General features: G+C 71.0%; 22 protein-coding genes, 6 tRNA genes and 1 riboswitch. Of the genes, 16 read left to right on the top strand and 12 right to left on the bottom strand.

Annotated elements, in window-relative coordinates:
- Positions 1 to 48 precede the first annotated feature (48 nt).
- The 10 genes from ribA to CGQ25_RS07015 all read right to left on the bottom strand — a co-directional run bounded on the left by ribA (position 49) and on the right by CGQ25_RS07015 (position 8460).
- A complete protein-coding gene (ribA, locus tag CGQ25_RS07060; protein ID WP_208712431.1) occupies positions 49 to 726 on the bottom strand; it encodes a GTP cyclohydrolase II in 678 nt (225 codons plus the stop codon).
- Positions 723 to 1370, bottom strand: coding sequence for a 3,4-dihydroxy-2-butanone-4-phosphate synthase (gene ribB / locus CGQ25_RS07055; RefSeq protein WP_208712430.1), 648 nt, complete (start codon positions 1368 to 1370; stop codon positions 723 to 725). Before ribB ends, ribA begins: the two co-directional genes overlap by 4 nt.
- The gene (locus tag CGQ25_RS07050) at positions 1367 to 1990 is read right to left on the bottom strand and encodes a riboflavin synthase (protein WP_208712429.1); all 624 of its coding nucleotides are present in this window, start codon (positions 1988 to 1990) and stop codon (positions 1367 to 1369) included. Before CGQ25_RS07050 ends, ribB begins: the two co-directional genes overlap by 4 nt.
- On the bottom strand, positions 1990 to 3096 hold the full coding sequence (gene ribD / locus CGQ25_RS07045; RefSeq protein ID WP_255405640.1) for a bifunctional diaminohydroxyphosphoribosylaminopyrimidine deaminase/5-amino-6-(5-phosphoribosylamino)uracil reductase RibD: 1107 nt from the start codon (positions 3094 to 3096) through the stop codon (positions 1990 to 1992). The genes CGQ25_RS07050 and ribD overlap by 1 nt, the downstream gene beginning before the upstream one ends.
- 211 nt (positions 3097 to 3307) lie before the next feature.
- Positions 3308 to 3450, bottom strand: a riboswitch (FMN riboswitch).
- Positions 3451 to 3560: 110 nt separating this feature from the next.
- Positions 3561 to 4226, bottom strand: coding sequence for a ribulose-phosphate 3-epimerase (rpe, locus tag CGQ25_RS07040; RefSeq protein ID WP_208712428.1), 666 nt, complete (start codon positions 4224 to 4226; stop codon positions 3561 to 3563).
- The gene (locus CGQ25_RS07035; RefSeq protein ID WP_208712427.1) at positions 4227 to 5801 is read right to left on the bottom strand and encodes an RsmB/NOP family class I SAM-dependent RNA methyltransferase; all 1575 of its coding nucleotides are present in this window, start codon (positions 5799 to 5801) and stop codon (positions 4227 to 4229) included. It abuts the gene before it with no gap.
- Positions 5798 to 6718: a methionyl-tRNA formyltransferase gene (fmt, locus tag CGQ25_RS07030; RefSeq protein WP_208712426.1), complete on the bottom strand. Its 921-nt coding sequence runs from the start codon at positions 6716 to 6718 to the stop codon at positions 5798 to 5800. The genes CGQ25_RS07035 and fmt overlap by 4 nt, the downstream gene beginning before the upstream one ends.
- On the bottom strand, positions 6715 to 7302 hold the full coding sequence (gene def, locus CGQ25_RS07025; RefSeq protein ID WP_208712425.1) for a peptide deformylase: 588 nt from the start codon (positions 7300 to 7302) through the stop codon (positions 6715 to 6717). The genes fmt and def overlap by 4 nt, the downstream gene beginning before the upstream one ends.
- A gap of 44 nt (positions 7303 to 7346) precedes the next feature.
- Positions 7347 to 8291: a cytochrome gene (locus tag CGQ25_RS07020; RefSeq protein WP_208712424.1), complete on the bottom strand. Its 945-nt coding sequence runs from the start codon at positions 8289 to 8291 to the stop codon at positions 7347 to 7349.
- A gap of 97 nt (positions 8292 to 8388) precedes the next feature.
- A tRNA-Val gene (locus tag CGQ25_RS07015) sits at positions 8389 to 8460 on the bottom strand.
- A 317-nt stretch (positions 8461 to 8777) separates the two neighbouring features.
- On the opposite strand from CGQ25_RS07015, the gene CGQ25_RS07010 reads away from it, so the two are divergent.
- From CGQ25_RS07010 to CGQ25_RS06985, 6 genes are all read left to right on the top strand, one after another.
- Positions 8778 to 8850, top strand: a tRNA-Gly gene (locus tag CGQ25_RS07010).
- A gap of 38 nt (positions 8851 to 8888) precedes the next feature.
- Positions 8889 to 8959, top strand: a tRNA-Cys gene (locus CGQ25_RS07005).
- 32 nt (positions 8960 to 8991) lie between these two features.
- Positions 8992 to 9063 (top strand) — tRNA-Val (locus CGQ25_RS07000).
- A 22-nt stretch (positions 9064 to 9085) separates the two neighbouring features.
- A tRNA-Gly gene (locus CGQ25_RS06995) sits at positions 9086 to 9158 on the top strand.
- A 32-nt stretch (positions 9159 to 9190) separates the two neighbouring features.
- Positions 9191 to 9262, top strand: a tRNA-Val gene (locus tag CGQ25_RS06990).
- 146 nt (positions 9263 to 9408) lie between these two features.
- Complete coding sequence (locus tag CGQ25_RS06985; protein WP_344297893.1) at positions 9409 to 9639, top strand: antitoxin; 231 nt, start codon at positions 9409 to 9411, stop codon at positions 9637 to 9639.
- 95 nt (positions 9640 to 9734) lie between these two features.
- On the opposite strand, the gene zapE is transcribed toward CGQ25_RS06985, so the two are convergent.
- Complete coding sequence (gene zapE, locus CGQ25_RS06980) at positions 9735 to 10769, bottom strand: cell division protein ZapE (protein WP_208712422.1); 1035 nt, start codon at positions 10767 to 10769, stop codon at positions 9735 to 9737.
- A 277-nt stretch (positions 10770 to 11046) separates the two neighbouring features.
- On the opposite strand from zapE, the gene CGQ25_RS06975 reads away from it, so the two are divergent.
- From CGQ25_RS06975 to ybaK, 3 genes are all read left to right on the top strand, one after another.
- Positions 11047 to 11961 carry a sulfurtransferase gene (locus CGQ25_RS06975; RefSeq protein ID WP_208712421.1) on the top strand — a complete coding sequence of 305 codons (915 nt, stop codon included), beginning with the start codon at positions 11047 to 11049 and terminating at the stop codon, positions 11959 to 11961.
- Positions 11962 to 12116: 155 nt separating this feature from the next.
- The gene (locus CGQ25_RS06970; RefSeq protein ID WP_208712420.1) at positions 12117 to 12590 is read left to right on the top strand and encodes a SufE family protein; all 474 of its coding nucleotides are present in this window, start codon (positions 12117 to 12119) and stop codon (positions 12588 to 12590) included.
- 1 nt (position 12591) lies between these two features.
- A complete protein-coding gene (ybaK, locus tag CGQ25_RS06965; RefSeq protein WP_208712419.1) occupies positions 12592 to 13131 on the top strand; it encodes a Cys-tRNA(Pro) deacylase in 540 nt (179 codons plus the stop codon).
- Between the two features lie 29 nt (positions 13132 to 13160).
- Here ybaK and CGQ25_RS06960 read toward each other — a convergent pair whose 3' ends face one another.
- The gene (locus CGQ25_RS06960) at positions 13161 to 14438 is read right to left on the bottom strand and encodes a S9 family peptidase (protein ID WP_208712418.1); all 1278 of its coding nucleotides are present in this window, start codon (positions 14436 to 14438) and stop codon (positions 13161 to 13163) included.
- Positions 14439 to 14473: 35 nt separating this feature from the next.
- Here CGQ25_RS06960 and CGQ25_RS06955 point away from each other — a divergent pair, with 35 nt between their 5' ends.
- The 7 genes from CGQ25_RS06955 to CGQ25_RS06925 all read left to right on the top strand — a co-directional run bounded on the left by CGQ25_RS06955 (position 14474) and on the right by CGQ25_RS06925 (position 21064).
- Positions 14474 to 14965: a hypothetical protein gene (locus CGQ25_RS06955; protein WP_208712417.1), complete on the top strand. Its 492-nt coding sequence runs from the start codon at positions 14474 to 14476 to the stop codon at positions 14963 to 14965.
- 14 nt (positions 14966 to 14979) lie between these two features.
- Complete coding sequence (gene msrB / locus CGQ25_RS06950; protein WP_208712416.1) at positions 14980 to 15423, top strand: peptide-methionine (R)-S-oxide reductase MsrB; 444 nt, start codon at positions 14980 to 14982, stop codon at positions 15421 to 15423.
- 186 nt (positions 15424 to 15609) lie between these two features.
- Positions 15610 to 17007 carry a DUF6421 family protein gene (locus tag CGQ25_RS06945; RefSeq protein WP_208712415.1) on the top strand — a complete coding sequence of 466 codons (1398 nt, stop codon included), beginning with the start codon at positions 15610 to 15612 and terminating at the stop codon, positions 17005 to 17007.
- Positions 17004 to 17777: an SDR family NAD(P)-dependent oxidoreductase gene (locus CGQ25_RS06940; RefSeq protein ID WP_255405638.1), complete on the top strand. Its 774-nt coding sequence runs from the start codon at positions 17004 to 17006 to the stop codon at positions 17775 to 17777. The genes CGQ25_RS06945 and CGQ25_RS06940 overlap by 4 nt, the downstream gene beginning before the upstream one ends.
- 84 nt (positions 17778 to 17861) lie before the next feature.
- Positions 17862 to 18947 carry a low specificity L-threonine aldolase gene (locus CGQ25_RS06935; RefSeq protein WP_208712955.1) on the top strand — a complete coding sequence of 362 codons (1086 nt, stop codon included), beginning with the start codon at positions 17862 to 17864 and terminating at the stop codon, positions 18945 to 18947.
- A gap of 82 nt (positions 18948 to 19029) precedes the next feature.
- Positions 19030 to 19614: a DUF3000 domain-containing protein gene (locus tag CGQ25_RS06930; RefSeq protein ID WP_208712414.1), complete on the top strand. Its 585-nt coding sequence runs from the start codon at positions 19030 to 19032 to the stop codon at positions 19612 to 19614.
- 43 nt (positions 19615 to 19657) lie between these two features.
- Entirely contained in the window at positions 19658 to 21064 is a 1407-nt protein-coding gene (locus tag CGQ25_RS06925; protein ID WP_208712413.1) for an HRDC domain-containing protein, read from the top strand.
- Positions 21065 to 21082: the final 18 nt, after the last annotated feature.

Raw genomic sequence — 21082 nt, 5'->3', positions numbered from 1 at the left:
TCCTTCTGTCGTGTGGTGGTCTGGGGTCGTCGTAGGACGGGGAGGCTGTCAGTCGGCCGCGCGCTGGCGCCGCGGACCGGTGGCCGCGCGCACCTCGAGGGTGAGGCGGTGGTCCATGCGGTCCTTCTTGGTCTGCAGGTAGCGGAGGTTCTCGGCTCGGGAGGGCACCTCGGTGGGCACCATCTCGACGATCACGACGCCGGCGTCTGCCAGGCGGTGCTTCTTGTCGGGATTGTTGCTCAGGAGCCGGATCCGGGTGAGGCCCATTTCGGCGAGGATCTGGGCAGCGGCGCGGTACGAGCGGGCGTCGACGGGCAGGCCGAGCTGCTCGTTGGCCTCGACCGTGTCGAAGCCGGCCTCCTGCAGGGCGTAGGCCTTGATCTTGTTCGCCAAGCCGATGCCGCGGCCCTCCTGGCCGCGAAGGTAGAGCAGTGTGCCACCCTCCTGGCCGATCTTCTCGAGGGCGTAGGCAAGCTGTTCGCCGCAGTCGCAACGGTACGAGCCGAAGACGTCCCCTGTCAGGCATTCGGAGTGGAGGCGCACGAGGGGCGCCGTGCCGTCCACAGGTGCCATCGGCGAACTGACCGCGAAGTGCTCGACTCCCGTCTCCTCGTCGACCCAGGCCTGGGCGACGAAATCGCCGAAGGCGGTGGGCAGCTTCACGATCGGACCCCCTGAGACGGGATGCGGTCGGTGCACGTCGTCAGGGGAATGCCGCTTGGTCATGAGACTCCTCCCTGCCCGCCGCCTGCGGCGACGAACGCTGACAGCTCCTCGATGGAGATGAGCGGGCAGCCGTGCGTGTCCGCGAACTCGCGGAGCGCCGGAAGCCTCATCATCTCGCCGTCGTCGTGCACGACTTCGGCGATGACGCCCACGGGCGCCAGACCGGCGAGGCGGCAGAGCTCGACCGCCGCTTCGGTGTGGCCCGGCCGGGCCAGCACACCACCGTCAACCGCCCGCAGGGGGAATATATGCCCCGGCCGGCTGAAGTCCGCGGCCGTCGAGGACGGGGAGGCGAGCGCCGCGACGGTCTGGGAGCGCGCGGTCGCGCTGATGCCGGTGCCCGTGCCGATGAGGTCGCAGGAGACGGTGTAGGCCGTGCCCTTGGCGTCCTGGTTGTCGGCCACCATCGGGGGAAGCGCGAGCCGTTCCGCGGTCGCGCCGTCCATGGGCGCGCAGACCACGCCCGAGCTGTAGCGGATGGTCCAGCCCATGAGCGCGGGCGTCGAGTGCTGCGCGGCGAAGATGATGTCGCCTTCGTTCTCGCGGTTCTCGTCGTCGACCACGAGGACGGGCCTCCCGGAGCGGAAGGCGTCGATCGCGGCACTGACCGGTTCGAGGCGGATGGCCTGTGCGGGGGCGCTCACAGCTGGGCCCCCTCGCGCGAGAAGGAGAGCAGCCGGGCCGTGTACTTCGCGAGGACATCGACCTCGAGGTTGACGGGTGCGCCGACCGCCTTCGCTCCGAGGCCCGTGTCGGCGAGGGTCGCCGGGATGAGGCCGACCTCGAACCACTGCTCCTTCTCCCCCGCCGGGCTCACGGCGGTGACGGTGAGCGACACGCCGTCGATCGCGATGGAGCCCTTCTCGGCGATGTACGGCGCGAGGCTGGCGGGCACGGAGAACCTCAGCCGGTGCCAGGCGGACTGGGGCTCACGCTCGATGAGCGCGCCGACGCCGTCGACGTGGCCCTGGACAACGTGCCCGTCGAGGCGGCCGCCTGCCTGGACGCAGCGCTCGAGGTTGACCGCGTCGCCGGCCTTGAGGGTGCCGATCGTCGTGCGGGCGAGGGACTCCCCCATCACGTCGACGGTGAAGCGCTGGCCGTCGTTGGTCACGGCTGTCAGGCAGCATCCGTCGACCGCGATGGAGCCGCCCAGCGGGAGGTCGCGGGCGAGCGTCGGCGCGCTGAGCGTGAGGACCGCGCTGCCGTCGGCCGAGCGCACCTCTTCAATGGTCCCGCGCTCGGCGATGATTCCGGTGAACATCAGTGGGTCTCCTTGGAGCTGTCGTCCGCGGCGGTCGGCGCCGCGGGTGCGAGATGGAAGCGGACATCCGCGCCGAGGCGGCGGACAGACCCGCCGTCGGCCTCGTCCCAGCGCCAGTGCTGGGCATCGGCGAGCGTGCGGACGCCGAGGTCGGCCACGGCGTTCTTGCCGGAGCCGAGGATCGTCGGGGCCTGGTAGACGATGAGCTCGTCGACGAGGCCCGCTGAGAGGAAGGCCGCGATGACGCGGGACCCGCCCTCCACCATGAGGTGCCGGACTCCGGCCGCGAAGAGCTCCTCGAGAGCTTCGGTGGGGTCCTGGGTCCGGAGGTGGACGAAACGGCCGTCGGAACCGCGCACGGCTGCGTCCTCGGGCACGTCGCGCAGGCCCATGACGGCGCGCAGCGGCTGGTGGGCCAGGAGCGACCCGTCCGCTGCGCGCGCGGTGAGCCGCGGGTTGTCCACCGCGACGGTCTGGCTGCCGACGAGGATCGCGTCGATGCGCGAGCGCGTGGCGTGGTTGTCCGCGAGGGACTCCGGGCACGTGATCCACTGGCTCGTCCCGTCCTCGGCGGCGATCCGCGAATCCAGGGTCTGCGCTATGTGCAGGGTCACGAACGGGCGGCGCTCCTCGACCGCCTTGAGCCAGCGTCGGTTCAGCTCGGCAGACTCCGCTGCGAGAGCGCCCGACTCGACGTCGACGCCCGCAGCGCGCAGCGTCCGGGCGCCCCCGCTCGCGATGTCGTGGGGGTCGTCGATGGCGTAGACGACGCGCGCGATCCCGGCACCGATGATCGCCCGTGCGCAGGGCCCGGTGCGGCCTGTGTGGTTGCACGGCTCAAGCGTGACGTACATGGTCGACCCGGCCAGGTCCACCCCGTCGCGCTCGGCGTTGGCAATCGCGTCAGCCTCGGCGTGCGCGGTTCCCGCCCCGCGGTGGTACCCGGTCGCCAGTGTCGTCCCGTCGCGTCCGACGGCGACCGCTCCCACGAGCGGGTTCGCTCCCCTGACGCCGTGGGACGCGAGCGCGAGTGCCCGCTGCATGTGGGCGAGGTCATCGGCCGGCCAGTGGGCGCGGACGGCCTCGGGGGATGCGGCGGCGCTCACGCGGCCACCTCCCGGCCGTGCCGCGTCATGGGCCCGACGCCGCTTCGGGGCCTGAGGCCCATCTCGCGTGCGTGGAATGCGGATCCCGTCAGGGGGACCCGCGCTGTCAAGAGCCACTGCATGAAGTCCATCGCAACCTCCTTATCCTTCACCGCAGCGGCTCCGGGGTTGCGACAGATGCGGCGCCGCCGATGACGGCGCACCGCACACTGCACGTGCTTCTCCCATCCAGACTCTAACTGTCGGTGCCGGAATTCCACCGGCTCAACCGACGTCCCTGCTCGGATGAGCTGGGCCGCCGGGTCGCGGACTGTCACCGCCGGTTCGGACTTTCACCGACCCCGGAGCACGTTTCGTTTGCTATCCGGCCGTGTGGCGCCTGCTTCGATGACAGTTCAACCAAACGACCAGTGACATTCTGACATATCAGGAGCACTTTCACGCATGCGCCACGTCACATGGGGTCAGCGGCGCGCGGCGGCCTGGGCGAGTCCGCGGAGCTTCTCGACGGCTGCTCCGGGATCGTCAACGCCGTAGACCGCCGAGCCGGCCACGAAGACGTCGGCTCCTGCCTCCGCGGCGCGCTCGATGGTCGCTTCGGAGATGCCGCCGTCGACCTGGATCGCCACCTTCGCCCCGCTGCCGTCGACGGCGGCGCGGGCGCGACGGATCTTGGGCAGGGTCACGTCGAGGAACGACTGGCCTCCGAAGCCCGGCTCGACGGTCATGACGAGGAGCATGTCGAGCTCGGCCAGCATGTCGAGATAGGGCTCCACGGCGGTCGCGGGGCGCAGTGCCATGCCCGCCTTGGACCCTCGGGCGCGGAGTTCGCGTGCAAGCTTGATGGGGGCGGTGGCGGCCTCGGCGTGGAAGGTGACCGACGCGATGCCGAGGTCCGCGTAGAGCGGCGCCCAGCGGTCGGCGTCGGCAATCATCAGGTGGGCGTCGAGCGGGACTGGGCTGACCGCCTGGAGCCGCTGGACCACCGGAAGGCCCAGGGTGAGGTTCGGCACGAAGTGGTTGTCCATGACGTCCACGTGGACGGCATCCGCCGTCGAGATCCTGGCCAGTTCGGCCTCGAGGTTGACGAAGTCGGCGGAAAGGATGCTCGGGTGGATGCTGCAGGTCACTCAGGACTCCTTGGTCGGCGCGCCGGCGGATGAGCGGCTCGTGGACGGATCGCTGGACGGAAGCTTGCGGAAGAGTGCCAGGAACATCGCGTCGGTCGAGTGGACGTGCGGCCACAGCTGCGCGGTGCCGTCGTGGCCGGCTTCCAGGGGCCGCAGCGCCACCGCGTCCAGCGCGTCGCCGGCGTCGAGGAGTTCGACGTCCGACCGGCGCCTGAGTGCGTCCTGGACGACGACCGTCGTCTCGGCCGGGTGCGGCGAGCAGGTCACGTAGCCCACCACGCCGCCCGGTGCTGTCGCGTCGATCGCCGAGTCCAGCAGGGCCCGCTGGAGCGGACCCAGTTCGGCGAGGTCGTTCGGGGTGCGGCGCCACCGTGACTCCGGCCGTCGGCGGAGGGCTCCGAGCCCGGTGCAGGGCACGTCTGCGATGACGCGGTCGAACTGGGCCGGCTGTTCGCGCCCGAGCTCCCGGCCGTCACCCGTGCGCACTTCCCACGAGTCACCCGGCACGGGCCGCAGCGCCTGCCGCACGAGGTCCGCACGGTGGGGCGCGGCCTCGTTCGCGAGGAGGCTCGCCCCCTGCTGGGCGGCGAGGGCTCCGAGCAGCGCGGCCTTCCCGCCCGGTCCGGCACACAGGTCGAGCCACCGCTCGTGGTGGGCTGCGGCGTCCTCCGCGGCCTTGCCCGCGAGGGGCGCCGAGGCGACGGCGCGGGCCACGAGTTGCGATCCGACATCCTGGACGCGCAGCGTCCCTGCGCGCACGGACGGCCACCGTCCGAGGTCTCCCCCGCCGGAGAGGGCGGAGTCGTCCACGAGGCTGCCTCGCTCGGCACCGTCCTCGAGCGCCTCGGCCAGCGAACCCAGCCCGGGAAGGGCGACGAGGTTGACGACGGGAGCAGCGTTGTCGGCTTCGAGGAGTTCGTCGATCTCCGCGGGCGGCCGCCCGTGGGCGACGAGGGACTGCCTCAGCGCCCGGACGATCCATGCGGGGTGCGCATGGCGGAGCGCATCCCGCTCGGTGTCGTCGGCGGCGTCCGCCTCGAGCTCGTGGAGCCACTCGTCGAGCGTGCGTTCGCTCACGCGGCGCAGGACGGCGTTGACGAGGGAGGCAGGGCCGGCACCGACGACCGCGCGGACGAGGCCGACGGTCGTGTCGAGGGCTGCGTGCGGCGGCACGCGCATCCCCAGGAGCTGGTGGGCCCCGAGGCGGAGGGCGTCGAGGACTGCGGGATCGAGCTTCGCGAGGGGTCGGTCCACGCAGCGCGCCAGCACCGCGTCGAGGGTACCCCGCCCGCGCAGGGCGCCATAGGCAAGCTCAGTGGCGAAGGCGGCATCCCTCCCGGCGAGCCGATGGTGCCGGATGCGTGCGGGGAGGACGAGGTTCGCGTAGGCGTCCTCGGACGAGACGGCGCGGAGGACCTCGAAGGCGACGAGGCGGGCCGGATCCGCGCGGCGTGTGCGCTGGCTCGGGGCCGTCCGGCTCTGCTGCCGCTGTCCCTGGCCCCGGTTGCGCTCGCGGCCCTGGGCGTCACGGCGCGACGGCCGGCCGCCTGACCCCCGGTGTTCCCGTTCGCTCATCCGAGCACCTTCCCTTCGATGTCGCCGGCGCCCCGCGCCCAGTCGGCCGCGCCCATCATCTTCTTTCCGGCCGGCTGGACCCTCGTGAGCTCGAGGGCGTGCGTTCCCGTCCCGACGACGAGCGCCTTCCCGGCCCACGCGAGGCGTCCCGGCGCCACCCCGTCGACGTCGGGACGGAGGCGGGGCGGCTCGAGCTTGAGGCGCTGCCCGTCGAGGAGCGTCCAAGCCCCGGGCTCCGGCGTCACTCCGCGCGCCCGGCGGTGCAGGGCGACAGCCGGCTGGGTCCAGTCGAGGTGCCCGTCCTCGAGCGTCAGCTTGGGCGCGAAGGTCGGATCTCCCGCCTGTGGCTGAGGCTCGAGCCGGCCCGACGCAATGCCCTCGAGCGTGGCCACCAGGAGCGTCGCGCCGCTCGAGGCGAGCTCGGCGAACAGCTCGCCGCTGGTCGCCTGGGGCCCGGGGGTCACCGCGAGCGTGCCGTAGACCGGGCCGGTGTCCAGCCCTTCCTCGAGCCTGAACGTCGAGGCACCCACCACGTCGTCGCCGTGGATGACCGAATGCTGCAGCGGCGCTGCGCCCCGCCACGCAGGAAGGAGGGAAAAGTGCAGGTTCACCCATCCGTGCGGCGGAACCGCCAGTGCCGACGGGGGGATGATGCCGCCATACGCGACGATCGCCGCTGCCTCCGGTGCCCACGCGGCGATCTGGCGCGTGACCTCCTCGGTCACGCGCGCGGCCTTGATCACGGGGATCCCGAGCTCTGCGGCACGGGCGCCGACGGGCGACGGGGTCAGGACCCGTTTCCGGCCGACGGGGGCGTCCGGGCGGGTCAGCACTCCGGCGATGTCGAACCCGGCCGCTGCGAGGGCGTCGAGCGAGGGGACCGCAACCTGAGGGGTGCCGGCGAAGACGATCCTCATGCCGTGGGGCCACCGCCGAAGGCGGCGCCCTGGCCGGAGCCGAACGCTGATCCCACGTGCGACGCGCGCTTCGTCACCGTGGCGTCGGCCACCGAGCGGTAGTCGAGTGCGCGGATGGCCCGCAGGGCGGCCTTCCGGTCCTCGCCCTCGAGCCTGTCCGGGAAGAGGATCCCGTCGAGGTGGTCCGTCTCGTGCTGGGCGATCCGTGCGAGGAGGCCCTCGGCGTCGAACTCGATGGGGTTGCCGTCTGCGTCGGACCCCTTCACGTGCGCCCTCGCACGGCGGCGGACCGGGAAGGCGACACCGGGGATGCTCAGGCAGCCCTCGACGGCGTCGTCCTGGTCGTCGTCGGAGAGCTCGAGGACGGGATTCACGATGTGCCCACGGCGGCCATCGAACTGGTAGGTGAACACGCGCTGGCTCACACCCACCTGCGGGGCGGCGAGGCCGGCCCCGTCGACATCTTCCATCGTCTCCATCATGTCGTCCACGAGGCGGCGCAGCCCGGGGCCGAAGTCGGTGACAGGCTCTGCAACGGTGCGCAGCACTGGGTCGCCGATGATCCTGATGGGCAGGATGGCCATGCAATCAAACCTTTCGGGTGGGTATGGGGAGACGCCTGTCCAGTCTAGGCGCCGGGGGCGTGCACGAGGATCTGCTCTTCAGCCCCCGCCTCAGCCCGAGCCCCACCGCCAACCTCGGCTGGCGCCGGCGCGGCGGCCCGTGCCGGCGGCGGTGGCGGCAGCGGCAGGAGCGTGCGACCGGCGGCCGAGACCTCCACGCGCGCGGCCCAGACCCGCCGCAGGTGACAGAAGGTGAGCCAGTGCTCCCGCCTGACCTCGGGGTTCACCCTGACGGCGGCGGACTCCGTCTCGCCGACCGCGACGGCGATGAGGAGGGGGTCCTCCCCATAGGCCCACGGGTCCCAGGATCCCGCCTCCGGGTCGACGAGGCTTTCCTCAGCCTTCATGCCTGCCACGAGCTGCATGGCAACCTTCTCGTCCGGCATCTTGACGCGGCCGTCGCGTGTCGTGCCCTTCGTCTTGTAGTCGACGAGGCAGATGCGCCCGTTGATCCGTGCCACGAGGTCGAGGGTGCCTGCGTACCCGAGGGTGTGGTTCCACACGGTGAGCTCGGTGGCGATGGGCTCGACGCCGAAGTCCGCCCACCACTTCTCCACACTCGCCGCGAAGCCCTCCTCGCCGTGCTCGCGGAGGGCCTCCCGGGCCTCCCGCAGGGTGTTGGGGCGGCCAAGAGCCTCGAGCCCGAGCTGCTCGGCGAAGGTGTGCACCCGGTCCCCCCGTTCGGCGGCGGAGCGCGTGTAGGACTCCGAGGCGTCGACGGCCGCGCGCACGAGCGTGCGCATCTTTGCCGGGTTGTCGAGGACATTCCTGAGCTCGGGGTGGTCCGCAATGTGCTTCGCCGCCATGTAGCTGCGCCAGCCGTCGAGCTCGACGGGCTGCTGGGCGATCACGGTGGTGATGGAAGGAACGGTCGGCGGCGTGCTGAACGACCTCCGGTACATGCGTCCGAACCCATCGGGCGAGGCTACTGCGAGCTGCGGAGCTGTCATGGTGGCACCCTTTCACAGCGGTCCGACACTCGTGCCGCCCACCCGCCGTCGTGATACGAGAAGGACCCCCGGACTCGCGTCCAGGGGTCCTGAAGTGTGGGCGATACTGGGTTCGAACCAGTGACCTCTTCGGTGTGAACGAAGCGCGCTACCACTGCGCCAATCGCCCGTGCTGCCTCGCGGACCGGGATGACCCGGGCCCCTGCGGCGCTCTACGACTCTAGCCCAGAGAGACCCGCACCGCCAAATCCCGTCAAGCGCGGCGCGGACGCGCCCACACCGCCGAGGCCGGCAGCCCGTCACCGGCCGAAGTCCGCCCGGCCAATCCCCAGGTGGAAGAGGACGCGCGCCCCCGCGCGAGGAGGCGCCGCGGATTTGTGCATTGGCCTGCCGTCCTATAGAGTCGTTACTCGTTGAAGCGCGCCTCAAGGCCTCAAACGACCCCTGATCAGGGGACGTGATGGCGGGAGGCCGTGGATCACCCCCGCGGACGTAGCTCAGTTGGTAGAGCACCACCTTGCCAAGGTGGATGTCGCGAGTTCGAGTCTCGTCGTCCGCTCGCAGGACACTGTCGAAGCATCCTCGTGATGCCAACACGGTGGGGTGGCCGAGAGGCGAGGCAGCGGCCTGCAAAGCCGTATACGCGGGTTCGAATCCCGTCCCCACCTCGGTGGTCATACTGGCTCCCTGACGGGAGCGAGGGCGATTGGCGCAGCGGTAGCGCGCTTCCCTGACACGGAAGAGGTCACTGGTTCGATCCCAGTATCGCCCACGGAGGAGCCCAGGCTCCCCCTGCGGACGTAGCTCAGTTGGTAGAGCACCACCTTGCCAAGGTGGATGTCGCGAGTTCGAGTCTCGTCGTCCGCTCTCTCCCTGTTAAAGGGGACACAACAGAACACGGGCGATTGGCGCAGCGGTAGCGCGCTTCCCTGACACGGAAGAGGTCACTGGTTCGATCCCAGTATCGCCCACGTCAAGCGGCGCACTGCGCCGCTTTTTTTGTGCCCGTACGCTCTCAGCGCAACCGGCCCCGAGCGGGTTGGATTGGCCTGCAGGGCTGACTACCATCGATTCCAGCAGGGGCGAATCTGGCCCCGCGGAGTGAAAGGAGGTGGCCGTGTCATTTCTCGACGACGTCAAGGGCAAAGCTGAGGAACTGATCAGCGGCAACGCCGAGGCCGTCAAGGGCGGCATCGAGAAGGTCGGCGACTTCATCGACGAGAAGACCGGTGGCAAGTTCTCCGGACAGGTCGACGGGGTCCAGCAGTCCGCCTCCGATTACGTCGACGGCTTGGACAGGGAAGATGCCCCTTCCGAGCCCTCCGAGGCTCCCGCACACCAGGCCTGAGCTTCCCTTCGTTTCGTCACTGAGTGCCGGTACCGCCGCGAGGCGGGACCGGCACTCGGCGTTTCCAGGCGCCGGCCCGCGGCTCGCCCGTCCCGTCAGGACGGCTCGTGCGTCTGGCCCTCACGCGCCAGCGCGGTCAGGCGGGACACTGCCCGGAAGTACTTCTTCATGTATCCCCCGCCCATCATGTCCGGCGTGAAGAGCTCGTCGAATGGGACGCCGGAGGCCAGGATCGGGACGTCCTTGTCGTAGAGCCGGTCCGCGAGCACGACGAACCGGAGTGCGACGGCCTGGGACTCGATGGTGTGGACGTCCTTCCACACCACGCCGTCGATCCCGTCGATCAGCTGCCGGTACCGGCTCGGGTGGACGCCGGCAAGGTGCTTCATGAGATCCGCGAAATCGTCGACGGCGACCACTCCGCCGTCGAACTCGGCATTCATCCGGGAGTCGAGCTCGTGGGTGGGAATCGGCTGGGGCGCGGCCGGGAGCCCGCGGTGGCGGTAGTCCTCCCCGTCGATGCGGACGACGTCGAACTGGTCGGCGAGCACCTGGATCTCGCGCTGGAAGTCGACGGCGGCGAAGCGGCCCTCGCCTAGCGCGCCGGGCAGCGTGTTGGACGTCGCGGCGAGCTTGACCCCGGCGTCAGCGAGCTCGCGCATGAGCCGGGACATGAGCACGGTGTCCCCCGGGTCGTCGAGTTCGAACTCGTCGATGCACACGAGTCGGTACGAGCTGAGCGCGTCAACGGTCTTGCGGAACGAGAGCGCACCCACGAGGTTCGTGTACTCGACGAAGGTGCCGAAGGCCTTGGGCCCGGGGGCAGCGTGCCAGAGCGACGCGAGGAGGTGGGTCTTGCCGACGCCGAACCCGCCATCGAGGTAGATGCCGGCACGGGAGGTGGGCTTGGAGCCGAAGATCCGCGAGAAGAAGCCTCCGTTGGAGGCTCCGATCGTGCTGCCGAAGCTCTGGAGTGCCCTGACCGCGGCAGCCTGGGACGGCTGCGCCGGATCGGGACGGTAACTGGCGAAGGACACTTCCCCGAAGCGCGGAGACGGATGGAATCCCTTCAAGAGCTCCTCCACGGAGACTCTGGGCGTACGGGTGGTGAGGTGTGCGACAGTCGCCAAGGATTTCCGTCCAGGGGGTGGGCTCTCAGAAGGGGCAGGGACAAGGATATCGTTTCGGCCCCGCCGCAGGGGGCGGTATGTGGGAGACTGCACACGTTTGGCCCGTCACCCCTCGGCCCGGAGTGCCCCCCATGTTGCGCACCGTGACAGGTGCGACGGCGGGCGCGAGCGCGTGCAGGGAACGCTGGCTAGGCTTGATTCGACCACTCAGGAGCGAGGACTTCCCGGGGCATCCCGGCTGTCCCGCGCCCTGGCTCAGCCGAGCGAAAGGCACACCATGAGCTACCCCGTCGACAGCAGCGAGAAGTTCGCTGCCTATGCCCACCCCGAGCGCCTCGTCTCCACCGAGTGGCTTGCCGAGCAGATTGCCTCCGGCGCTGTCGGCGACGGCAAGCTGGTCGTCGTGGAGTCCGACGAGGACGTGCTCCTCTACGAGACGGGCCACATCCCCGGTGCCGTCAAGATCGACTGGCATACCGACCTGAACGACGAGGTTGCCCGCGACTATGTCGACGGTCCCGCCTTCGCGAAGCTGCTTGCCTCCAAGGGCATCTCCCGCGACACGACCGTGGTGATCTACGGCGACAAGTCGAACTGGTGGGCCGCGTACGCCCTCTGGGTGTTCACGCTGTTCGGACACGAGGACGTTCGCCTCCTCGACGGCGGCCGGGACAAGTGGATCGCCGAGGGCCGCGAGCTGACGACCGAGGTGCCGACCCCGGTCGAGGGCGACTACCCCGTGGTCGAGCGCAACGACGCCCCGATCCGCGCGTTCAAGGACGACGTCCTGGCGCACCTGGGCAAGCCGCTCATCGATGTGCGCTCCGCCGACGAGTACACCGGCAAGCGCACCCACATGCCGGCCTACCCCGAGGAGGGCGCGCTGCGCGGCGGCCACATCCCGACCGCGGCATCGATCCCGTGGGCGCGCGCCGCCGCCGAGGACGGCACGTACAGGTCACGCGAAGAGCTCGAGGCGCTCTACCTCGGCGAGGCCGGCCTCACGCCCGGTGACGACGTCGTGGCGTACTGCCGCATCGGGGAGCGTTCGAGCCACACGTGGTTCGCGCTGAAGTACCTCCTGGGCTTCGACACTGTCCGCAACTACGACGGCTCGTGGACCGAGTGGGGAAACGCGGTGCGGGTTCCGATTGTGAAGGGGGAAGAGCGAGGCACGTGGCCGCTGGGCTGAACCGCGGCACCTTAGCCGCCCGGATCAGGGAGGCGGAAGGACAGCACGTGGCCTCAGGCCTGAACCGCGGCGCTGCCGCAACCCGACGTCACACTGGGCCCCGCCCACGGCGAACACGCGCCGTGCGGCGGGGCCTTGCGCGTACCCTTGAAGGGATGAGCACGAACACCATGCCCGCTGCACTGGCGGAGATCGTCGAAGACTTCCAGGCCGTGGACGAGCGCGAGCGGCTCCAGCTGCTGCTCGAGTTCTCCCGGTCGCTCCCGGACCTGCCGGACCGGCTCAAGGATCACCCCGAGATGCTCGAGCAGGTGGTCGAGTGCCAGTCGCCGCTCTTCATCGCGATCGAGACGGAGGCGCCCGCAGAAGGCACCGCGCAGGCGGCCGGGCCGGTCGTCCGGCTGTTCTTCTCGGCCCCGGCGGAGGCTCCGACAACGCGGGGCTTCGCTTCAGTGCTGCATGAAGGCCTCGATGGACTCACGGCGGCGGAGATCCTCGCAGTCCCCGACGACATGCCCGAGGAGCTCGGCCTCACGCGGGCAGTGACTCCGCTGCGCATGCGCGGGATGTCAGCCATGCTCGCCCGGATCAAGCGCAAGGTCCGCGGGGAGTGCCCGATCGGCCTCTGACGTGGGCAAAAAGGCGAAGAAGGCGCAGGAGGCGGACGGACCCGGGCACCACGGTCCCGCGACACCGGCCACGACGGCCCTCGACGCTGCCGGGATCGCATATACGGCCCGCACCTACGACCATGACCCGTCGGCGGGCAGCTACGGCCTCGAGGCGGCCGACGCCCTCGGGGTGGAGCCCGGGCGGGTGTTCAAGACGCTCATGGTTGAGGTGACCGCAGGCAGCGGGAGCCGGCTCTGCGTCGCCGTCGTCCCCGTCTCCGGCAGCCTGGACCTGAAGGCGGCCGCCGCAGCCCTCGGGGGGAAGAAGGCGGCGATGGCCGACTCCGCCGCCGCGGAGCGGCGCACCGGGTACGTCGTGGGCGGGATCTCGCCTCTGGGGCAGCGCCAGCCCTCCCCGACGGTCATCGACGACTCGGCCCTCGAGCATGCCACCGTGCTCGTGTCCGGCGGCCGGCGGGGCTTCGACATCGAACTCGCCCCCGATGATCTCGTCAGGCTCACCGGCGCGGTTGTCGCGACGGTCCGCAGCGTCGGCTGAGGGCCCAGGCCTGACGCGTCAGCGGCGCATCAGACGATGCCTCCTGGCGCCCGCCGCGGCGCGAGCTGCTCCCTCAGCCACGTGCGCACCGCCCGTTCCCAGCGTTCGGGATCCACGTTCCACTCCTTCGTGTGCCGGGCGCGCCGGAACGTCTCCAGGGTGACCATTTCCGGGTTCCGCTTCGCGAGCTCGAGCGAGGGGGCGACGGGCACGAAGTCGTCGTCGACGCTGTGCAGCACGAGGGTCGGCGTCCGCAGCTCGACGGCCCGGGTCACCCAGTCCATCGCCTTGAAGTCCAGCGGTGCCGCGAGCCCGGTGAGCCGACGTCCCCACGGGTGGCCGAGGAGCACCTGGCCGAACCGTCCCACACGTGAGGGGATGCGGTTGAGCTTGGCCTGGAACGCCAGGACATGCACCCAGTCCACCACCGGCGCGTCGAGCACCAGGGCCCGCACGTTCTCCCTCAGGGTCGAGGAGTCGGCGGCACGGAGGGCAATGGCGCCGCCCATGGACCATCCGAAGAGCACGACGTCGCGGGCGCCGGCGTCGAGCGCGTACTGGATGGCGACCTCGACGTCGCGCCACTCGGTCATCCCGAGCCCGTAGCGGCCGTCGGGGGTCGAGGGGGCCTCGCCGTCGTTGCGGTAGGACATGACGAGGCTCGTCAGCCCGAGCTCCTGCGCCGTGGGGAGCGCTCGGAGGCACTCGCCGCGCGTGGCACCCCGGCCGTGGACCATGATCGCCCACGTGGGCGATGGGTGCGGGGCCGGGACGAGCCACGCCGGTGCGGCGCCCACGTCGAGGGGGAGCTCGATGTCGCGGAAGCCGAGCCCGAGGTCAGCCGGCGAGCTGTACACGAAGCCGCTCCAGCGCGCGCGGACCGCCTTCGTGAGGTCTCCGGAGTACTCGGCGAGCACCGGCCTGGTCACGGTGGACTCCTCGGGGGCGTAGTCCTCGAGATGCCCCAGGCGGACGTGCCCGGCGCCACGGTCGAAGAAGAGGCTGTACTCGCCGTCGACCGTCGTCTCCGCCGTGGCGCGGAGTATCACCCGTCGCGACTCCCCCTCCCCCTGGACGGCGAGGACCTCCTGGTCCTCCGCCTTGACCCGTTCCGGGGTCACGATCCGGCGCGCGAAGTACGCGGCGAGTGCCGAGCTGGATGCGGCAGCCGCGGAAGCGGCCAGGAGCGCGGCTCCGGCGCCCGCGGCTGCCCAGAACGTGCGCGGGAGCGGTTCGGCGGCGGACGACGGCGAGGGGCGGCCCGAGCGGGCGACGCCCGCCTTGGCGGGACGAACACGGTGAGGCATGCTCTCATTGTGTCGCGTGCGGCTAGTCTGAGTGCATGAGCGCGCCGATCCTCATCCTGACCGAAGTGGCACTGGGCCCCAGCGAGCGCAAGGCGGTCGAGGGCCTCCTCGAGAACGGCGTCGCCCGTCTCGAGATCCTTGTCCCTGCCGGCCGCAAGCGCCGTCTCGTGGTCGACTTCCTCGACCACCTCTCGATGCTCGAGTTCGGCAAGGCCGTCGGCGGCCTCACGGACAAGGGGCCGGGCCCCGAGTCGGCGCGCGCCCTCGCCCAGACGGCACTGTCCACGTCCCTCGCCGCCCTCGAAGGTCTCGGGACCGACGTCTCGGGGAGCATCATCGAGGGAGACCCGGTACAGGCGCTCGCCGATCGCGTCTCGGCCACGGCGGCAGAGCAGGCTGTGGTGGTGACGCTTCCCCACGCCATCGAGGACACCTTCCACACCGACTGGGCGAACCAGGCCCAGCGCCGGCTCGGCATCCCCGTCCTGCACCTGTACGCGGGAACGGGATTCATCGGGGACTCCTGAACGTTGTTCTGAGCATGGACACCACCCCGACAACCCCCTCCCCCGATCCGGCCCGCGAGAAGGTCCGCAAGTCGGACGCCGAGTGGCGTGCCCAGCTGAGCCCCGAGGAGTACCAGGTCCTCCGGCAGGCCGGGACGGAACGCCCCTTCACGGGCGAGTACTGGGACACCCACACCCAGGGCTCCTACCGGTGCCGGGCCTGCGGCGCCGAACTGTTCACCAGCCGTGAGAAGTTCGACTCGCACTGCGGCTGGCCCTCCTTCTGGGCGCCGCTCGCCGAGGATGCGGTCGTGTACCTGCACGACAGGACCCTCGGCATGGAGCGGATCGAGGTCCGATGCGCCACCTGCGACTCGCACCTCGGCCATGTGTTCGAGGGTGAGGGCTACGCGACGCCCACCGACCAGCGGTACTGCATCAATTCGATCTCCCTGACGCTCGTCCCCGACGAGGGATGACGGCTCCGCGTCAGAATCCTGCCCCTCTGCGGCGGGCCCGGCCTGGTGAGGACCAGCGCGCGGCCCGCCGCTCGGCCTTCCGGCGCGCTTGAGACCAAGACTTCCTGATGCTCGAGGCTTCCGAGGCCCAGCGGGTCCACCCTCTCGCTACGCTCGACTTACCAGCAGAAGAAAGCGAGAGTGAGAATGTCCGCCATTGCCGTCGCGACTCCCAGCGCGTCCGCTCCCCACGCCCCGGTCCAGAACGATCCCGCGTGGCTCTCCCTCAAGAGTGCAGCCATCGAGCTCCAGAGCCTCCAGGGGCAGGACGGTTCGGTCCCGGAGCCGGACAGCCGGGAACGCGCAGCAGCGCTCGTGGAGCTGATCGTGGCCGGCGTCGAGGCACTTTCCCCGCGCTTTCCGCACGACGCCGAGTACCTCCGCCTGCTCGCAGCCGACTTCCGCGCGTGGTCGGCGGGCGGCTTCGGGGTGCCGGACTTCCTGGACTCGCTCGTCGCCTTCCAGCCGCAGCTGGAGAGGGCGGACGGCCGCCAGCACCTCGTCGTCTTCCCGATGTACACCCAGAACGGCAGCAGGAACCGCTTCGTCGAGGCGGTCCTGGTAGAGGTCCTCTGGCCCGACTTCATCGCGGAGCTCGAGGCCGGCGAATACAGCAACAGGCTGTTCGTGCCGATCCGCTTCCTCGACTTCACGCCCGGCTACGCGACGAACTCCGCCGTGCTGTTCCCGGAGACCGTGGCGATGCGCGAGGTCCCGACGTTCACCTGGGGGGCGATCTTCGCGGACCGGGAAGCCGCCCGGTTCCGCCGAGTCCTCGACGCCGCGGCGAGGATCACCAACCTCGACCTGCCCGAGGAAGCCGCCGAGCTGGTCACAGACCAGAAGCTCGCGCAGGAGACCTTCGTCATGTGGGACCTCATCCACGACCGCACGCACATGCGCGGCGACCTCCCGTTCGACCCGTTCATGATCAAGCAGCGCATGCCGTTCTTCCTCTACTCGCTCGAGGAGCTCCGCTGCGACCTCACCGCCTTCCGCGAGTGCGTGAAGATCGAGCGTGACGACGCCGCGGACCCGGCGGCCCGGAAGCACGCGAAGCTCGTGCAGTATGCCGTGGTCTTCGACCGGATCTTCCGGTTCGCCATCACCGGCGGCCGCGTGCGCAACTATGACGGCCTCGGCGGCCAGCTGCTCTTCGCGTGGATGCACCAGCACCGCGTCCTGAACTGGACCGACACCAAGCTCACGATCGACTGGGCGGAGGTGCCCGCCGTCGTGAGCGCCCTCGGCGGCGCCATCGATGAACTCTACTGGCGTTCCATCGACCGGCCGAAGGTGGCACACTGGCTCGCAGCGTACGAGCTCGTCTCGGGCACCGTGACGCCGCACCCGGCCTCCGTGTGGGCCAAGGGCCCCGACGCCCTGCCCCTGACGGGCACCCCGCGCGAGCTCACGGACCAGGTCCTCGACGACGAGTTCCCGCTGTCGATGTTCTACGAGGCCCTGGAGAAGAAGATGCGCACTGTCATCGAGTCGACCGCCGGGATCACCGGGGAGACCGCCCTGTCCCCGTCGGCCGCGTGAGCACGGACAGCCAGCCTCCGCGGTCGCCGTCCGCCGGCGCGGAGGGTGCGGTGGTCGTCGTCGCCGGGGCCACCGCGGCCTCGGGGGTGGCGGCCGTGCGCGCCCTGCGCGCCGCCGGCGCGACGGCGATCGCCGTGGGCAGCAGGACCGAGCACCTCGCCGAAGTGTTCGGCGACCCCGCGCACGACGCCGGGGTACCTCAGTTCGCGTGCGACCTCGCCGACTTCGCAGCCGTCCAGCGGCTCTCCGCGGACGTGAGCGCCCGGTTCGGGGCGGTCGACGGGGTCATCCACCTCGTCGGCGGATGGCGCGGAGGCGGCACCCTCGCGGACCAGGACGACGCCGACTGGGACTTCCTGGCCCGCGGCGCCATCACGACACTGCGGAACACCTCGCGCGCCTTCTTCGACGCCATCGCGGCATCGCCGCGCGGACGCTTCGCCATGGTCTCCACGACCACGCTCGCCCGCCCCAGCGCGGCCAACGCGAACTACCAGGCGGCCAAGGCCGCTGCCGAGGCCTGGACGCGGGCCATGGCCCAGGGCCTCGCCGCCGTGCAGTCCGCGCGGAAGGAGGGGCCGCTCCCCCAGACGAGCGCCGCCGTCGTCCTCGCCGTCAAGGCCCTGCTCGACGAGGGGATGCGCGCCAAGAGCCCCGAGCGGAGCTTCGCGGGCTACACCCATGTGGACACGCTCGCAGCCCGCGCCGTCGAGCTGTTCTCCGACGACGCCGCCGAGGTCAACGGCGCGCGCCTCGACCTCACGGCGTGAGGGCCCAGCGGCTCCCCGAGACCCCCTGTAGACACCGACACCCTTAGGCATACTGTGACTGTGACTGACTCCCCTGCCCCGACCATGCCCGCCTCCGTGCCGCTTCCCGCCGCCCCGTCAGGGTGGCCGCTCCACGATCCGGGCGTGCGCGGCTTCGCGTCGGACAACTACTCGGGCGTGCACCCCGAGGTGCTCGCCGCGCTCGCCGCCGCGAACGGCGGCCACCAGGTCGCCTACGGCGAGGACGACTACACCGCGAGGCTCCAGGAGGCCGTCAAGGGCCTGTTCGGAGAGGCGGCCGAAGCGTACCCGGTGTTCAACGGCACCGGCGCGAACGTCGTCTCCCTCCAGTCGCTGCTCCCGCGCTGGGGTGCTGTGGTGTGCGCGACGACCGCCCACATCAACGTGGACGAGAACGGCGCACCGGAGCGTGTGGGCGGGATCAAGCTCCTTGCCGTCCCTGCCCCGGACGGCAAGCTCACCGCTGAACTCATCGACCGGGAGGCCTGGGGCTGGGGCGACGAGCACCGTGCACAGCCGCTCGCCGTCTCGATCACCCAGACCACCGAGCTCGGGACCCTCTACTCCGTGGAGGAGATCCGGGCGATCACCGAGCACGCCCACGCCCGCGGCATGAGCGTGCACATGGACGGGGCCCGGCTCGCGAACGCGGCGGCCGCCCTCGGAGTTCCGGTGCGCGAGTTCACCGCGGGCGCAGGGGTTGACATCCTCTCCTTCGGCGGGACAAAGAACGGCATGCTGTTCGGTGAATGCGTCGTCGCCCTCAACCCTGAGGCGGCGCGCGGACTCACGTACCTTCGCAAGATGGACATGCAGCTCGCCTCCAAGATGCGCTTCGTCTCGGCGCAGTTCCTCGCCCTCCTCGAGGACGGCCTCTGGCTGCGGTCGGCGGCACACGCCAACGCGATGGCCGCCCGCCTCCGCTCGGCCGTCGAAAGCCTCGACGGCGTCGAGCTCACCCAGCCCACCGAGTCCAACGGGGTCTTCGCGATCCTCCCCGAGGGCGTGGCTGACCGCGTGCGCGAAAAGTTCCGCTTCTACGACTGGGACGCCTCCCGCCGCGAGGTCCGCTGGATGTGCTCCTTCGACACGACCCCCGAGGATGTCGACCGGTTCGCCGAGGCGCTGCGGGCGGAACTGGGGCGGTGACGCCTGGGCCGGGCGGCACGCAGGCGGCTGGACCGGCGTGCCGCTCCAGAGGGGCCGCAGGGCCTGAGCGTACGCTGGTGAGGTGACCGCACTAGCACACCTGCCTGCGGATTTCGTCAGCGCTCTGCGCTCACTCCGCAGTGCGTCGAACCGGCGCGAGCTGGGGCTCAAGGAGATTCCTGCTCCGGCCCGTCTGGCCCCGTACGCCGTGGCCCTCGAGGCCGAGGTGCGCGACGACGACGAGGAACTGGCGACTGGCAGGTTCATCCTCCTGCACGACCCCGAGCCGCCCGCGGTCTGGGAGGGCACGTTCCGGATCGTGACCTACATCCGCGCCCAGCTCGAGCCCGAGATGGGGAACGACGCCCTGCTGGGCTCCGTCGCCTGGACATGGCTCGTGGAGTCGCTCGAGAAGCACCACGCCGGCTATGCAGCCGCCGGCGGGACCGCTACACGCGTGCTCTCGGAGTCCTTCGGGACCCTCGCAGGGCGCAGCGATGCGATCGACATCGAGCTGAGGGCCTCGTGGACTCCCGCGGGCCCGCAGATGAGGGACCACCTCGAGGCATGGTGCGACATGGTCTGCAGCTTCGCAGGCGTGCCGCCTCTCCCTCCGGGTGTCGCGGCGCTTCACTGGCGCCGTCCCCGGCCAGCGGAGAAGCCGTGAGCGCCGCCGGCACGGCCGGCACCGGCGGTACACTGACGTCACCATGACCGCTCAGCCCCACGACGTTCCCCACCCGAAGGACAACGACGCTCCCACCGCAGCGTCAGGGCGGCGGTCCGATGCCGTGCCCGCCGAAGCCGCGGCGGCCGACGCTCCCGCGGCGTCCGTGGTCCGCAGAGCCGCTCACATCGCCGTCGAGGGTTTCGAGGTGCCGGTCCCCGCTGTCGTGGACCTCGACGCGCCGCGGGACGGCGTCCCGCTCGTCATCTCCACCGACGAGGGGCTCGAGCGCGCGGCCCGGGCGATCGCGGCCGGAACGGGACCCGCCGGCGTCGACGCCGAACGCGCCTCAGGCTTCCGCTACGGGCAACGGGCCTTCCTCGTCCAGATCCGCCGCGAGGGCGCGGGCACGTGGCTCATCGACCCGGAGCCCTTCGACGACCTGAAGATCATCAACGAGGCCCTGCGCGGCGTCGAATGGATCATCCACGCCTCCACGCAGGACCTTCCGTGCCTCGCCGAGCTGGGGATGTGGCCCGACAGGCTCTTCGACACCGAGCTCGCGGCCCGGCTCGCAGGGCTCCCGCGTGTGGGGCTCGCCGCCGTTGTCGAGCAGATGCTGGGGTTCGGCCTCGCCAAGGAGCACTCGGCCGCCGACTGGTCGACGCGACCGCTCCCCGAGCCGTGGCTGCGGTATGCGGCGCTCGATGTCGAGGTCCTGGTCGAGCTGCGCGAGGAGCTGATCGAGCTGCTCGAAGGCCAGGGCAAGCTCGGCTTCGCCGAGGAGGAGTTCGCAGCGATCCTCGCGGCGGGCGTCCCGGAGCCGAAGCAGGACCCTTGGCGCCGCACCTCGGGGGTCCACCAGATCCGCGACCGGCGCCAGCTCGCCGCCGTCCGCGAGCTGTGGCTCGAGCGCGACGCCCTCGCGGCGAAGCGTGACATCGCCCCCGGCAAGCTCATCCCCGACTCGGCGCTCGTCGCGGTGGCGCGTGCCATGCCGACCACCGTCCCCCAGCTGCTGACCACCAAGGGCTTCCACGGGCGCGCCGCCCAGCGCGAGGCGCCCCGGTGGCTCCGCGCCATCGCGGCAGCGCGTCGCCTCGAAGAGCTCCCTCCGCTGCATGTTCCCAGCTCCGCGCCGCCTCCGCCACGGGTCTGGGACGAGCGCGACCCGGAAGCGGCGGCGCGGTTCAAGACCGCACGCCCGCGCGTCGCGGCGGCCGCGGACGCGCTGCACATGCCCACCGAGAACCTCCTGACGCCGGACCACCTGCGACGTGTCGCGTGGCGCCCCCCGGAGCCGCTGACGCTCGAGTCACTGGCCGCCGCGCTTCGGGGACTGGGTGCGCGTGAGTGGCAGATCCAGCATGTGGCCCCGCTCATCCTCGACGCGTTCGAGCACTCAGAGCCGCTTGCTGCGAGGGCCAGGAAGGACACCGTCGAGGACTGACCGACCCCATTGCCACAG

It is taken from the genome of Sinomonas sp. R1AF57 (assembly GCF_002224485.1).
GTDB classification, from domain to species: domain Bacteria; phylum Actinomycetota; class Actinomycetes; order Actinomycetales; family Micrococcaceae; genus Sinomonas; species Sinomonas flava.
Note: the sequence above shows the minus strand (reverse complement) of the source record. Positions and strands in the feature narration are given on the sequence as shown.

What these genes read in the sequence shown, in the direction of transcription:
- CGQ25_RS06960 (WP_208712418.1), bottom strand. Translation starts at nt 14,438, where the DNA reads ATGCCTCACCGTGTTCGTCCCGCCAAGGCGGGCGTCGCCCGCTCGGGC.
- CGQ25_RS06945 (WP_208712415.1), top strand. Translation starts at nt 15,610, where the DNA reads ATGTCCGCCATTGCCGTCGCGACTCCCAGCGCGTCCGCTCCCCACGCC.
- ribA (WP_208712431.1), bottom strand. Translation starts at nt 726, where the DNA reads ATGACCAAGCGGCATTCCCCTGACGACGTGCACCGACCGCATCCCGTC.
- fmt (WP_208712426.1), bottom strand. Translation starts at nt 6,718, where the DNA reads ATGAGGATCGTCTTCGCCGGCACCCCTCAGGTTGCGGTCCCCTCGCTC.
- CGQ25_RS07050 (WP_208712429.1), bottom strand. Translation starts at nt 1,990, where the DNA reads ATGTTCACCGGAATCATCGCCGAGCGCGGGACCATTGAAGAGGTGCGC.
- CGQ25_RS07020 (WP_208712424.1), bottom strand. Translation starts at nt 8,291, where the DNA reads ATGACAGCTCCGCAGCTCGCAGTAGCCTCGCCCGATGGGTTCGGACGC.
- CGQ25_RS06970 (WP_208712420.1), top strand. Translation starts at nt 12,117, where the DNA reads ATGAGCACGAACACCATGCCCGCTGCACTGGCGGAGATCGTCGAAGAC.
- def (WP_208712425.1), bottom strand. Translation starts at nt 7,302, where the DNA reads ATGGCCATCCTGCCCATCAGGATCATCGGCGACCCAGTGCTGCGCACC.
- msrB (WP_208712416.1), top strand. Translation starts at nt 14,980, where the DNA reads ATGGACACCACCCCGACAACCCCCTCCCCCGATCCGGCCCGCGAGAAG.
- CGQ25_RS06955 (WP_208712417.1), top strand. Translation starts at nt 14,474, where the DNA reads ATGAGCGCGCCGATCCTCATCCTGACCGAAGTGGCACTGGGCCCCAGC.
- CGQ25_RS06935 (WP_208712955.1), top strand. Translation starts at nt 17,862, where the DNA reads ATGCCCGCCTCCGTGCCGCTTCCCGCCGCCCCGTCAGGGTGGCCGCTC.
- CGQ25_RS06925 (WP_208712413.1), top strand. Translation starts at nt 19,658, where the DNA reads ATGACCGCTCAGCCCCACGACGTTCCCCACCCGAAGGACAACGACGCT.
- CGQ25_RS07035 (WP_208712427.1), bottom strand. Translation starts at nt 5,801, where the DNA reads ATGAGCGAACGGGAACACCGGGGGTCAGGCGGCCGGCCGTCGCGCCGT.
- CGQ25_RS06975 (WP_208712421.1), top strand. Translation starts at nt 11,047, where the DNA reads ATGAGCTACCCCGTCGACAGCAGCGAGAAGTTCGCTGCCTATGCCCAC.